Source organism: Nonomuraea angiospora (assembly GCF_014873145.1).
GTDB classification, from domain to species: Bacteria; Actinomycetota; Actinomycetes; order Streptosporangiales; family Streptosporangiaceae; genus Nonomuraea; species Nonomuraea angiospora.
This window is the reverse complement of the sequence record NZ_JADBEK010000001.1, coordinates 7,929,181-7,941,596: the sequence shown is the minus strand read 5'-3', so window position 1 is coordinate 7,941,596 and position 12,416 is coordinate 7,929,181. Positions and strand designations below refer to the sequence as shown.

Here is a 12,416-nt window from a genome sequence, read left to right as displayed (position 1 = left end):
CCCCATATTGCACTTTGCAATATAGCTCAGACATCCAGCTGCAGGAAGGCCCTCTCGATCGCTTGCCTGGTCACGTCCTCCGGATAGGGGAAGAGCTTGATCAGGTCGCGCAGGCCCTCCACGTGGGCCTGCCTGGCCAGCTCGGCCACGAGGGCCAGCTCGGCCTGCTGCGCCTGCGCGAACGCCCGGTCCACGACCGCGCCGTGCCCCGGCACGATCACCTGCTCGGGCAGCTCGTCCAGCATCGCCGTCATGGTGAGCGGCCAGTCGAGCGGGTACGAGTCGCTGAACGCCGGCGGCGCCCCCTCCTCCACCAGGTCGCCCGCGAACACCACGCCCGCGTCCGGCACGTGCAGGACCACGTCGTTGCTGCTGTGCCCGAGCCCGAAATGCTGCAGATGCACGATCCGCCCGCCGATGTCGAGGCTGGCCGCGCTCGTGAACGTGTGGTCCGGCGGCACGATCGTGATCTCCTCGAACTCCTCACGCCGCTCGGGGTTCCCCTTGATCATTACGGCGCGCTGCTGCTCGCCGTACTGCTCGATCTCCTCGGCGCACCTGACGTGGCCCCAGATCTCGGCGGGGCGGAAGATCGCGTTGCCGAAGTAGTGGTCGAAGTGGGAGTGGCTGTTGACGACCGTCCACGGGCCGGCGGTGATGGTCCTGACCGCCTCGACCAGGTCGGCGGCCTCCCTGTGTGAGCTACGCGTGTCGAGGACCAGGCAGTGCCCGTCGCCCACGACCAGACCCACGTTCATGTCGTACGACTTGTGGCGCCGGACATAGACCCGGTCGCCGACCTCCTGCCACTGCTCATTCATGCCAACGAACCCTACTTTCAAGCCGCGTCATTTGAGGTATTCGAGCACCGCCAGCACCCTTCTGTGCCCATCCGCGGCGGGCGGGAGGTCGAGCTTGGCGAAGATGTTCGCGATGTGCTTGGCCACGGCCGCCTCGGTGACGAACAGCTCCTTGGCGATCGACGCGTTCGTCCGTCCCTCGGCGATCAGGCCGAGGACCTCCTGCTCGCGCGGGGTGAGCCGGGCCAGCGGGTCGCGGCGCCGCCTGAGCAGCTGGCGGACCACCTCCGGGTCCACGACCGTGCCGCCGGCGGCCACCCGGTCGAGCGCGTCGACGAACTCGCGTACGTCGCCGATGCGGTCCTTCAGCAGGTAGCCGATCCCGGCGCCATTGCCCGGCTCCAGCAGCTCGGCCGCGTAGGTCTGCTCGACGTACTGGCTGAGCACCAGGACGGCCAGGTCCGGATGCCGCTCGCGCAGCTCCAGGGCCGCCCGCAGCCCCTCGTCGGCGAAGCCGGGCGGCATGCGCACGTCGGTCACCACGGCGTCGGGGCGGTGCTCGGCGACGGCGGCGAGCAGGGCGGGCGCGTCGCCGACCGCGGCGGCCACGGTGTGGCCGAAGCGTTCGAGCAGCCCGACCAGGCCCTCCCGCAGCAGGACGGCGTCCTCCGCGATCACTACGCGCACGGGATCTCCGCTCTCATCAGGGTCGGACCGCCGATCGGGCTGGACAGGGACAGCCTCCCGTCCACCACGGCCAGCCGGTCGGCCAGCCCGGTCAGCCCCGTGCCCTTGGCCGGGTCGGCCCCGCCCACGCCGTCGTCGCGCACCTCCACGACCAGCGTGCCGCCCTCGACCCGCCCGGTGACGGCGGCGCGGGTGGCCCGGCTGTGCTTGGCCAGGTTCGCGAGGGCCTCGCTGACCACGTAGTACGCGGTCACCTCCACGGGCGCGGGCAGCCGGCCGGCCAGCTCCACGTCCACGTCCACCGGCACGGGGGAGCGCCCGGCCACGTCGCGTACCGCCGCGCCCAGCCCGCGCTCGGTGAGCACCTGCGAGTGCACGCCCCTGATCAGCTCGCGCAGCTCGGCGAGCGCCCGCTTGGCCTCCTCGTGGGCCTGGCCGACCATCCGGCCCGCGGGCGAGTCGTCCGGCAGGTCCAGCCGGGCCAGGCCGAGCGCCATCGACAGGGAGACCAGCCGCTGCTGCGCGCCGTCGTGCAGGTCCCGCTCGATCCTGCGGCGCTCCGTCTCGAACGCGTCCACCAGCCGCGCCCGTGACCGCAGCACCTCGTTCAGCTCGGAGCCCTGCGGCGCGAGCATCGCGCGTACCATCGCCCCCCGGGCCCCGCCCCAGGCGGTGATCGTGTACGCGGCGACGGGCAGCAGCAGCACGCCCGCCACGGAGCCCGCGGCGGCGACCCCGGGCTCCGCCTCGGGCTGCACGACCGGCGAGAGCATCAGGACCACCGGCCCGCCCACCGTGAACCCCAGCATGACCAGATCGATCCACCACAGCGCGAGCACCGTGACGACGGCCAATCCGGCCTCCCGCCCGCGCCCACCGGCCACCTCGGGCAGCGGCACGCCGTCCACCAGCCGCAGCCTGCGCCGCTCGAACCAGGCGACGAGCGGCAGGCACAGCACCAGCACGACCGGGGCCGCGACCACGCCGAGCGGGATCGTGGCGAACACCGCGGCCCCGACGGCCGCACCCGGGACGGCGGCGGCCAGCAGGTACGCCGCGCACCGCCAGGGCCACGCGGAGCCCAGGAACGGCAGCGGCCGCTGCGTGAGCGCCTCAAGCGCGGTCCGGTTGAGCACTTTCTGACGGTATCCGCAGGTGGGCGGGCCGGTCAGTAGTGCTGGGTCTACTGTCCGAGGAAGCGGGTGAGCACCGGGGCCAGCGCCTTGGGGTCCACCAGGTGCGCCTGGCCCTCGATGGTCTCGCGAACGGCGCCCGGAACGAGCTCCGCGATCGCGTCGGCGGCCCGGGCGAAGAAGTCGCCGCCCCCGCCCACGAAGGAGTCGGCGCCGGCCCCGCCCGTGGCCACCAGCGTGGGGCAGGCGATGCCGGACAGGCGGTCGGCGGGCGGGCGGCCGTCGCCCAGGCAGGCGGCGTCGTAGGCGAGCGTGGGCGCGATGGCCTCCAGGCTCGGCCACATCGGCGACTCGCGGGCCTGCTTCACCATCTCCTCGGTGGCGCCCGCCGTCACCATGAACAGCGCGAACGCCTCGCCGCGGCGGCCCTCGGCCAGCAGCGCACGGAGCCGGTCGGCGTACTCCCGCGAGCGCCGCGGCCCGTCCGGCGCCAGGTCGTAGGGCACCTCGTACACGGCCAGTCTCGCGATCGGCAGCCCCGCGGCGGCGGCTTCGAGCGCGAGCGCGCCGCCCGACGACATCCCGAACAGGTGCGCCGCCCCGCCCGCCTCGGCGATGAGCGCGGCGATGTCCTCGATCTCACGGTCGACCTCGTAAGGGAGGGTGTCCTCGCTGCCGCCCCGGCCGCGCCGGTCGTAGTTGTAGACGGTGAACCGCTCCGCCAGCTCGTGCGCGAGCCGCGCGTTGGCCGAGCGGTCGACCGCGGCGCCACCGACCAGGACGATCGCGGGGCCGACGCCCAGCCGGTCGAACGCGATGGACGTGCCGTCTTTCGCCGTGACGCGGTGCATGTGACTCCTCCGGAGGCCCTTGTGACCACCCGATCTCGATGGGTGACTATCGGCGGCGGCGTTATGGGACTACCGTCGTGCGTATGGCGATCCCCATTCCATCACGGCGGAATTCCGCGGACAACGACAAGGCCCCTGACACCCCCGCACCACCGTCGTGGCCGATGTCGGCTCCCCGCCTTTCCGCAGAACCCAAGACACAATCCGGGGAAACAGCATCAATCATCGTAAATTTAGACAAGGCGACACTTGATGCGGTTCATCAAAAAGCACGCTCCGATGGCCGTATGATTTCCGATGTGATTCGCGCCGCGGTGGAGCGCGAAGTGGGCAACATGACGCACGCGACCATCTTGATCCAACGCTGGAACCTGCAGTGCGACGACCTCGACAGGGCGGCCGACGCTCTTAAGGTGGACCGGATTTCGGACGACGTGATGCTCAGGCTCGGCCTGCATCGGAATCAAGAGGATTGACCATGCTTCCTGGGCGCGTTCTCGATGTGGGGGCGCTCGTCGACATAGCGGTCGCGAAAACGAATCATTCTCGCAGCATCGCGGCATTGGCTCTTTATCGGGGCGGCGGGTTGTGCATTCCCGCGACCGCTCTCACCCTCGTCTATTCGATCGTCCCGCTCGCCACGAAAGTCGAACTCTTCGATCTGATCAGCAGCTCCGCCGTGCAGGTCGACGACCTCACCGCGGGAAAGGTGCCCGACATCGCCGAGATCCTCGACGGATCGAGCGACATCACGGCGGGTCACGTGATCTTATGCGCGCGGGCCACCCAGTGGCCGATCCTCACCGACCGCCCCGGCATCCTGCGCAATCTGGACCCGGCGATCCTCGTGGATCCCCTGCCTGAGCAGAACTGACCCATCAGGCCAGGGTGATGTCCGGTTCACCCACTATTGTGGGGGCCCCGACACACGAGGAAGCGGATCCACCTTGGCACATCGCGCCCTGGTCATCGCCCTGCTGCCCGCGATCGCGCTGCGGGCGCTCGCCGTGCTCGGATACCCTCCGTCGATCCTCTTCTACGGCGACTCGTTCGCCTTCCTGCGCGAGGAGCTGACCCCCGGCACCACCAGGCCCTCCGGATACTCGTTGCTGCTGGCGCTGCTGCGCCCCGCGCACAGCCTCACGCTGGTGACGGTCCTGCAGCACCTGCTGATGCTGGCGCTGGCCGTGGCGGTCTACGCGCTGCTGAGGCGGCGCGGCCTGCCGGGCTGGGGCGCCGCCCTGCTGGTCACCCCGCTGCTGTACGACGAGTTCCTGGTGCTGCTCGAACACATGATCATGGCGGACGCGGTCTTCGTCGTGCTGGTCACGGTCGCGATCCTGCTCGTGGTCTGGCGCGTCACCCCCGCCACCGCCGCCGTCGGCGGCCTGCTGCTCGGCCTGGCCGGGATCACCAGGACGGTCGGCCTGCCGCTGCTGATCCTCACGGCCGCCTACCTGCTGATCAGGCGGTACGGCTGGCGCCCGCTCGTGGCGCTGCTGGTGGCGGGCGCGATCCCGCTGGGCGCGTACGCCACCTGGGCGAAGGTGGAGAAGGGGAAGTTCGCGCTGACCGAGGCGGACGGGAACTTCCTGTGGTCCAGGACCATGAGCTTCGCCGACTGCTCGGTGATCAAGCCTCCGGAGCGGCTGGCGGTGCTCTGCCCGAACATGCCGGTGGAGCAGCGCCCGTACCCGCCGTACTGGCTGTGGGAGAGCTTCTCCCCCCTGCTCAAGGTGCCGGGGACGGCCCATCGCAACCAGCTCGCCGGGGAGTTCGCCAGGGCGGCCATCCTCGCCCAGCCCGGCGAGTACGCCGCGGCGGTCGCGACCGACCTCACGCAGCTGCTGCGCTGGGAGCGCACGGCGGTGGACGAGAAGACGCCGTACAAGTTCCCCTCCGCCGAGCGCCCCTTGAGCGAGTCGGTACGCGGCATCGCCGAGTCGTACGAGGCCGGACCGGCCGCCACCCGGGTCGTGGAGCCTTTCGCGGGGTGGCTGCGGGCGTACCAGCGCTTTGGGTACGTGCCGTTCCCGCTGCTCATGCTGGCCCTGGTCGGCGCGCTGGCGACGGCGATCGTGCGGCGGCGGTGGGACGCGCTGCTGCCCGGGGTCACGGCGCTCGCGCTGGTCGCCTCGCCGCCGTTCCTGGCGGCCTACGACGTGCGGTACGTGATCCCGGCGATCCCGCTGGTCTGCCTGGCTCTGGGACTGGCGCTCGGCGCCCGGTCGCCGTCCCGGCAGGAACGCGCGGGGACCCCCAGCCCCGAGCTTTCCCGGACCGCCACCTGAGTGCTAGGCTCACGTGTAAGGAAAACATTACACGTGACGGGAAGCCATGACGGTGCCGGGGCCGACGGGTGACGACCTGGTCGAGATCTTCGCGGCGCTGGCCAACCCGCTGCGGCTGCGCATCATGGCGGTGCTGGCGGACGGGCGCGACTACGTCAGTCACCTGGCCCGCGAGATCGGGGTGAGCCGCCCGCTCCTCCACATGCACCTGCAACGGCTCGAGGCGGCCGGGCTGATCGTCGGCACCCTGGAGCTGTCCGACGACGGCAAGGCCATGAAGTACTACGAAGTCACGGACTTCAGCCTGCACCTGACCGCGTCGGCGCTGGCCGAGGCGGCCAGGACACTCACCAGGCCGGACCCGGGGAAGGGTCCTGGACCCAAGGAGCACTCCTGATGATCGATTCTTGGCCCGCGGCGATCTTCTCGTTAGGGGTGCTGCTCGTGGTCGGCTTCCTGATCGCCCTTTTCGCCGTCGGGATGTTCGAGATGCGCAAGGCCAAGCTCGACGCCCTTCGGGCGGACGACCTGCGGCAGCTCGTGCGCCGCTTCGAGCAGCTCGCCGAGAACACCATGGACGCCCAGCAGCGGACGGCCGCCGACCTGGCCGAGCTGCGCGCCCGCACCACCTCGATCGAGCAGATCCTAAGAACGGTCGAATAGGGCGACGAAGCGGCGTTGCCAGGGCGTCTCGACGGCGTGCGAGTCGTAGTGCTCGCGCACGTAGGCGACGGCCCGGTCGCCGGGCACCCCGTCGAGCACGGCCAGGCAGGCCAGGGCCGTGCCGGTGCGGCCCCGGCCGCCGCCGCAGGCGACCTCGACGCGCTCGGACTCTGCGCGGGCCCACGCCTGGCGGAACGCCTCGGCGGCCGCGCCCCGGTCGGAGGGCAGCCAGAAGTCGGGCCAGCGCACCCACCGGTGCTCCCAGTCGACGGCCGGGGGCCGGCGGCCCAGCAGGTAGAGGGCGAACGTGGGCAGCGGCCCCTCGGGGAGCGGATGCCGCAGCCCCCGGCCGCGCACGAGCCGGCCCGAGGGCAGCCGCAGCACTCCCGCCGCCGTGGGCTCCCAGGTCGATGTCATGGTGCGAGCGTAGCCACGGGGGCCGCCAGGGCAGGCGATCTTCAGCTCTCGGCGGACTTCGGAGAGCTCTGGGCGGACTTCAGAGAGCTCTGGGCGGACTTCAGAGGCCGAAGGCGCCGCCCTCCACGAGGATGACCACGCCGAGCCCGATCAGGACGACGGGCAGCAGGATGTGCCCCCATCGGCTGAGCGCCCTGGCGATCAGCGGGCGGGTGGCGAAGAACCTCCCGGCCAGGCACCAGACGGCGACCAGGACCAGGAAGACGATCACGTACACGGTCATGCCCGAGGTGCCGGACGTGGCGAAGACGGGGACGTAGACCCCGATGTTGTCGCCGCCGTTGGCGAAGGTGACCGCGGCGACCTCCAGCGCCTTCGGCCCGCCGCTCCGCGCGGGCGGGTCGTCCTCGTCGCCGCCGGCGCGGTCGCGCCACACCTGCCAGGCCGCCTTGAGGCCGAGGGCGAGGGGGAGCAGGCCGAGGTACGGGACGGCGGACTCGGGCAGGAACGTGGCCCCGAAGGCGGCCGCGACGGCGACCACGAGGATCCCGGCGAAGCCGATGTACTGCCCGAGGACGATCCGCAGGTGCCCGGACCCCTGGGCGAAGAAGAGCGCCAGGATGACGATGTCGTCGATGTTGGTGACGGCGAACAGGCCGGCGGCTTGCCCGAAGATGCCCGCATTCATGCGTGGCACCGTACTGGACCTGCACAAGGACGGCCCACCGGCCGTCCCCAAGTTGACAGGCCTCCTGACATCTGGGCCCCCAGCTTTCTGACGCAGATTGCGGCGTTTCTGGTCACACCTGGTGAACTCTCGCTCATCCTTTGTTATGGTCACTCACTGTCCAGAAACGGACACCCTTTACCCGAGGAGGATCATGAGGACCCCGAGGACCGTCGCCATCACTGCGGCTGTGGCGGCGACAGTCGCTCCCCTGCTGGCCATCGCGACCCCGGCGAGCGCCCAGCAGTCCACCGAGACCACCCAGAGCGTCCAGAACCTTCCGGTGCTGGACTGGCTCTCCCTCGATAGCCTCAACCCGACCGAGCAGCTCAAGAAGGTCAAGCAGCTGCTCGGCACCGGCTACGTTCCCGAGGCGTTGAGCGTGACCAACGCCGCCAACCCGCAGTACACGTCCGTCTGGATCAAGGACGCCACCCGCAAGGTGAGTGTCCTGCAGGGCCTGTCGGCGACCGACCTGCCGACGCGCATCACCGAGCAGGCGAAGAGCGGCTTCGTGCCGACCATGATCACCGGCACGGGGTCGGGCCCCGGCGCCATCTTCGCGGCGGTCTTCGAGAAGACGACCGAGAAGGTCCAGTCCAAGCTCAACATGACCAAGGACGTCTTCGCGTCCGTCAACGCCCAGCTCTCGGCCGCCGGCTTCAGCGTCGCCTCGCTGGACGTGTACGGCACGGTCGAGAAGCCGCTCTACGCGGCCGTCTGGGTCGCCGGGGCCGCGACCGGCACCGTCCAGGTGACCACCGGCCAGACGGTCGAGCAGCGTGGCAAGGAGCTCCTGGCCAAGACCAAGGCAGGGCTGCGTCCCGTCCTCATGGCCGTCGAGCCCGGCAAGCTCTACACCACCGTGTGGAGCAAGGGCAGCGCGACCGGCCTGAAGGAGTACCTGAACCTGTCCAAGCTGACCTACACGCTCAAGGCCACCGAGCTGAAGGCGCTGGGCTACCGCCCCGAGGTCCTGGACACCGAGGGCAGCACCATCGCGGCGATCTGGAGCAAGGGCTAAGAGCCGGATCGTGGTGCCGTGCACCGGCGATCAGCGAACCACACCCGCCTGATCGCCGGAACGCGCGACACCGGGCTCAGCGGTCGAACCAGCGGCCCGCCGCCTGGGTCAGCAGCAGGACGACCACCGCCAGCGGGATGAGAAGCCCGAGCAGTGTGGTCCACCTGAGGTCGCCCTGGGCCGCTCTGATGATCAAACCACCGCCACCAAGGACCGCTTCGAGGGCGACGGCGCTCCAGCGCACCGCCTTCTTCCGCGACGACCAGCGGAAGACCAGCCAGCCCATGAGCACGGTGGTCGCGACGGCGAACAGAAGCAGCAGGACGTACCCAGTGCTGAAGACGACGGTCCCGATGCGGATCATGATGGCGATCCCAATGAGGCTGAGGGCCACGTCGAGGATCATGATGAGCCTGGCGGCCCGCACGGCGGGCGGCATGGGCTCGGTCTGGACAGCCTCCGTCATGCGATCATTCTGCGGCACCACGACCGCGGGCATAATGACAGCTAATGCCGGAAATTCGGGAAATATCTGAGTATGCGGCGGCGATCGCCCCCGTCATCGACGCGGCCCAGGTCACGGTGCACGCCTCCGCCCGCAGAGCGATCACCGCGCTGGCCGAGACCGCCGGCGTGAGCCCGGGACTGCTGTACGACCTGAGGTTCGTGTTGCCGCTGCGCCCGCTGACCCGCCCCGGCCTGGGCAAGATCTACCGCTACCGCGACGCGGCCGAGCGAGAGGCCGGGATCCGGGAGCACCTGAGCGAAGGCACCCTGGCCGAGGACGGCGACGGGGCGCTGAGGGCGACGGCCTCGGGGCTGGCGTTCATCCGGAAGCTGTACGAGGCGCACGGCGCCGCCGCCGCGCGGAGCTGGGCAGGGCAGGACCTGCCCAGGCTGGCCGACCTGGCCGGCAGGGTGCTCGACCGGGCCGAGCGGCTGCCGGGCGGCGCGCTCGAACTCGTCGCACCTCCCTACGAGCCCGAGGGGAGCGGGCCGGGCCTGCTCCTGTTCAACCGGCTCGCCGTCCTCCGCTACCACCGGGCCGACGCCCACGCCTGGGCCTGGCAGGCGGCGGGCCTGTCCGCGGCCGAGATCGTCGGCCTGCGGGACGGGCCCGTCCGCGCGCGGATCGAGGCGGAGACCAACCTGCGGGCCGCGCGGCCGTACCAGGTGCTGGCCGAGGACGAGCGGCGGGCGCTGTACGACGGCCTGCTGAAACTGATTTAAAGGGCCGCCAGCAGGCGGCCCACCTGGGTGCGGTCGTTCACGCCCAGCTTGTCGTAGGCCGCCTGCAGGTGATTGGCGGCCGTACGGGTCGACAGCATGAGCCGATCGGCGATCTGCCGGTTGGTCAGCCCGGCGGCGGCGAGCTGGAGGATCTCCCGCTGGCGCGGCGTCAGCTCGGGCGTGGCCAGCTCCACCAGCGCCGGGGTCGACACGCCCGGGCAGCGCCTGGCCAGCGCCCACGCCCTGGTCTGCGCGCCCTTGGCCAGGGTGCCGCGGCCCGCGTCCCGGTACGCCGCCGCCTCCTGGGCCGTGGCCTCGGCCGCGTACAGAAGCATCCCGAGCCGTTCGAACTCCCCGGCCACCGCCCGGAGCTCGGCCGGGTCGCCGATCGCGCGGGCGTGCCTGGCCAGGAGCGCGGCCAGCAGGCCGTCCACCCGGCCGGCCAGCCTGGCGAACTGGTCGGGGGCGCCGAGCCGTACCAGGTCGTGCAGCGCGAACATCAGGCCGGCGTGCAGCTCGTGCCGCTCGGCGTGGTCCGCCGCCGCGAGGCACAGCCGTACCGCCTCGTCGAGCTCGCCGCCGCAGGCCGCCACCCACACCTCGGCCTGCAGCACGTGCTGGCGGGTGAAGGCCCATCTCGACGCCGACGCGCCGGCCTCCGCCAGCACCTCCCGAGCCTGCTCGGTGCGGCCCAGCAGCGCCAGCGCGTGCGCCTGCTCGGCCAGCACCCGCCCCAGGTAGGGCTCCCGCCCGGGCATCCTGGCCAGGTCGTCCCGGCACCAGCGCAGCGCCCCCGCGACGTCCCCGCGCAACCGGCCGACCATCGCCCGATATGCCGCGAACCCCGACACCGACAGCTCGGCGGCCGGCAGCTCCATCCCCTGCTCCGCCGACCGGTCCGCCGCCTCCAGCAGGCCCGCGAACGTCTGGGCGGCGCAGAGCGCGTCCAGGAAGCTCGGCAGCGCGTGCGGCGCCTCGTCCCGCCAGCTGTCCACGCTCTCCAGCGTGCGCGCGGCGATGGCGAGACTCTCCCTGGTACGCCCGGAGTACGCCGCGACCCACGCCTCCATGGACGCCGCGTGCGCGTCGGCCCGACGCGACATCGGCCCGTACGAACGGGACCGCGCCAGCGAGCGCGCCGCCCCGGTCAGCCGCCCGGCGAAGCAGTCCGTCACGGCGCGGTAGACGTGCGCCTCCTGCAGCCAGCCCGGCTCGGTCAGCGTCGCGGCGGCCAGGTCGAGCACCTCGCACGCCTCGGCGTCCGCGCCCGCCCACGCCAGGTTGATCCCCAGGCTGAAGGAGTGCTGGGCGCGGTCGGCCTCGGTGACCGCGTCGCGCGCGGCCCGCCGCAGCGCCGCCAGCGCCGCGTCCGCGTCGCCCAGCACCATGAGCACCTCGCCCAGCACCGCGACCGCGGCCACGCCCCCACCGGCGTCGATCGCGGCCTTGGCCAGGCGTTCGGCCAGGTGGGGATCCTGCCTGCCCCACGCCAGCCGGGCGGCCGACACCAGCATCTCGGGGGCCGTGACCGAGCCGGAGTCCAGCCGCCACACGGCCGCGCGCAGCTCGTCCTCGCGCCGCCGCAGCCCGCTGGCCTCCAGCGCCTCGGCCAGCATCCGCAGCCGCCGGCGCGTCCGGAGCGTGCCGCAGCCGCCGCGGACGACCTCGCCGTAGAGAGGGTGGCCGAGCCGCAACTGCTCGCGTCTGCCCTCGCTGACGGCCACGACCAGGCCGCGGTCCTCGACCCGCTCGACCGCCCGGGCCGAGGTCAGCGACACCAGCAGCTCCGTGCCCAGCGGCTCCCCGAACGCCACCAGCTCCAGCACCTCGCGCTCGTCCTCGTCGAGGTGGCCGATCCGGTCGCCCACCAGCTCGCGCAGCCTGGTCGTCATGGACAGCTCGCCCCGCCAGCGCCACTGCCCGTCCCGCTCGGCCAGGCAGCCCGTGTTGCGCCCCGCCTGCACGACCTCGCGCAGGTAGAGCACGTTCCCCTCGCTGACCCGCGCGAGGTGCCGTACGGTCTCCGCGGCCACCTCGCCGCCGAGCGCGCCCGCGAGCACCTGCCCGACCTCGGCCCTCGTCAGCGGCGGCAGCTCGATCCTGTCGAGCAGCTCGTCCTTCCACAGCGCGGCCACCGGAGCCGGCTGCGGCTCCCCGGACCGCACCGTCACCAGGACGCGCGCCGCACCGCTGTCCGCCAGGTAGTGCACCAGCGCCGCCGAGGCCGGGTCCAGCCGGTGCGCGTCGTCCACGCTGACCAGGAGCTCGCCGTGCGCCGCGCGCTCGCGCAGGTGGCGGGCGGCCCAGCTCAGCAGGTTCTCGCCGCCCTCCGGCGGCCCCGTCAGCACGTGCGCGAACGCCCCGAACGGGATCATCGACGCGGTCTCCGTGCCGAGCGCGCGCACCATCGCGAACCCCGGTAACCCGGCCAGCGCCTCCGCCGCCAGTCTGCTCTTCCCGACCCCGGCCTCACCGGCGATCATCACGCCCGCTCCCGACCGCAGCGCCGCCCGCACGGTCGTGAGCGGCCCCCCTCGCCCGACGAACGGCCAACCGCTCCCCTGCTCGCTCATCGCGCCTCCTCTCGACAACC

General features: G+C 72.0%; 15 protein-coding genes. 7 read left to right on the top strand and 8 right to left on the bottom strand.

What is annotated here, in order from left to right:
• Positions 1–26: 26 nt before the first annotated feature.
• The 4 genes from H4W80_RS36240 to H4W80_RS36225 are packed head-to-tail and all read right to left on the bottom strand — an operon-like array spanning position 27 to position 3,471.
• Entirely contained in the window at positions 27–821 is a 795-nt protein-coding gene (locus H4W80_RS36240) for an MBL fold metallo-hydrolase (RefSeq protein ID WP_192789182.1), read from the bottom strand.
• A gap of 27 nt (positions 822–848) precedes the next feature.
• Positions 849–1,487 carry a response regulator gene (locus H4W80_RS36235; protein WP_192789181.1) on the bottom strand — a complete coding sequence of 213 codons (639 nt, stop codon included), beginning with the start codon at positions 1,485–1,487 and terminating at the stop codon, positions 849–851.
• Complete coding sequence (locus tag H4W80_RS36230; RefSeq protein ID WP_192789180.1) at positions 1,478–2,623, bottom strand: sensor histidine kinase; 1,146 nt, start codon at positions 2,621–2,623, stop codon at positions 1,478–1,480. Before H4W80_RS36230 ends, H4W80_RS36235 begins: the two co-directional genes overlap by 10 nt.
• Positions 2,624–2,670: 47 nt before the next feature.
• Positions 2,671–3,471, bottom strand: coding sequence for an alpha/beta fold hydrolase (locus H4W80_RS36225; RefSeq protein ID WP_192789179.1), 801 nt, complete (start codon positions 3,469–3,471; stop codon positions 2,671–2,673).
• A gap of 83 nt (positions 3,472–3,554) precedes the next feature.
• Here H4W80_RS36225 and H4W80_RS36220 point away from each other — a divergent pair, with 83 nt between their 5' ends.
• From H4W80_RS36220 to H4W80_RS36200, 5 genes are all read left to right on the top strand, one after another.
• Positions 3,555–3,947, top strand: a complete 393-nt coding sequence (locus H4W80_RS36220) for a hypothetical protein (protein WP_192789178.1) — start codon at positions 3,555–3,557, stop codon at positions 3,945–3,947.
• Between the two features lie 2 nt (positions 3,948–3,949).
• The gene (locus H4W80_RS36215; RefSeq protein WP_192789177.1) at positions 3,950–4,345 is read left to right on the top strand and encodes a hypothetical protein; all 396 of its coding nucleotides are present in this window, start codon (positions 3,950–3,952) and stop codon (positions 4,343–4,345) included.
• Positions 4,346–4,418: 73 nt separating this feature from the next.
• The gene (locus tag H4W80_RS36210) at positions 4,419–5,762 is read left to right on the top strand and encodes a hypothetical protein (RefSeq protein WP_192789176.1); all 1,344 of its coding nucleotides are present in this window, start codon (positions 4,419–4,421) and stop codon (positions 5,760–5,762) included.
• 46 nt (positions 5,763–5,808) lie between these two features.
• Positions 5,809–6,159, top strand: coding sequence for an ArsR/SmtB family transcription factor (locus H4W80_RS36205; RefSeq protein ID WP_192789175.1), 351 nt, complete (start codon positions 5,809–5,811; stop codon positions 6,157–6,159).
• A complete protein-coding gene (locus tag H4W80_RS36200) occupies positions 6,159–6,425 on the top strand; it encodes a hypothetical protein (RefSeq protein ID WP_192789174.1) in 267 nt (88 codons plus the stop codon). The genes H4W80_RS36205 and H4W80_RS36200 overlap by 1 nt, the downstream gene beginning before the upstream one ends.
• Here the strand turns inward: H4W80_RS36200 and H4W80_RS36195 are convergent.
• The gene (locus H4W80_RS36195) at positions 6,408–6,842 is read right to left on the bottom strand and encodes a protein-tyrosine phosphatase family protein (protein WP_192789173.1); all 435 of its coding nucleotides are present in this window, start codon (positions 6,840–6,842) and stop codon (positions 6,408–6,410) included. The two genes, H4W80_RS36200 and H4W80_RS36195, sit on opposite strands and share 18 nt — an antisense overlap.
• Before the next feature lie 100 nt (positions 6,843–6,942).
• Positions 6,943–7,530, bottom strand: a complete 588-nt coding sequence (locus tag H4W80_RS36190; protein WP_192789172.1) for a cadmium resistance transporter — start codon at positions 7,528–7,530, stop codon at positions 6,943–6,945.
• A 193-nt stretch (positions 7,531–7,723) separates the two neighbouring features.
• Between H4W80_RS36190 and H4W80_RS36185 the strand changes: the two genes are divergently transcribed.
• A complete protein-coding gene (locus H4W80_RS36185; RefSeq protein ID WP_192789171.1) occupies positions 7,724–8,593 on the top strand; it encodes a hypothetical protein in 870 nt (289 codons plus the stop codon).
• Positions 8,594–8,669: 76 nt separating this feature from the next.
• Here H4W80_RS36185 and H4W80_RS36180 read toward each other — a convergent pair whose 3' ends face one another.
• A complete protein-coding gene (locus H4W80_RS36180) occupies positions 8,670–9,059 on the bottom strand; it encodes a hypothetical protein (protein WP_192789170.1) in 390 nt (129 codons plus the stop codon).
• A gap of 44 nt (positions 9,060–9,103) precedes the next feature.
• Here H4W80_RS36180 and H4W80_RS36175 point away from each other — a divergent pair, with 44 nt between their 5' ends.
• Entirely contained in the window at positions 9,104–9,823 is a 720-nt protein-coding gene (locus tag H4W80_RS36175) for a hypothetical protein (protein ID WP_192789169.1), read from the top strand.
• On the opposite strand, the gene H4W80_RS36170 is transcribed toward H4W80_RS36175, so the two are convergent.
• Positions 9,820–12,396 carry a helix-turn-helix transcriptional regulator gene (locus H4W80_RS36170; RefSeq protein ID WP_192789168.1) on the bottom strand — a complete coding sequence of 859 codons (2,577 nt, stop codon included), beginning with the start codon at positions 12,394–12,396 and terminating at the stop codon, positions 9,820–9,822. The genes H4W80_RS36175 and H4W80_RS36170 overlap by 4 nt on opposite strands.
• Between the last annotated feature and the right edge of the window lie 20 nt (positions 12,397–12,416).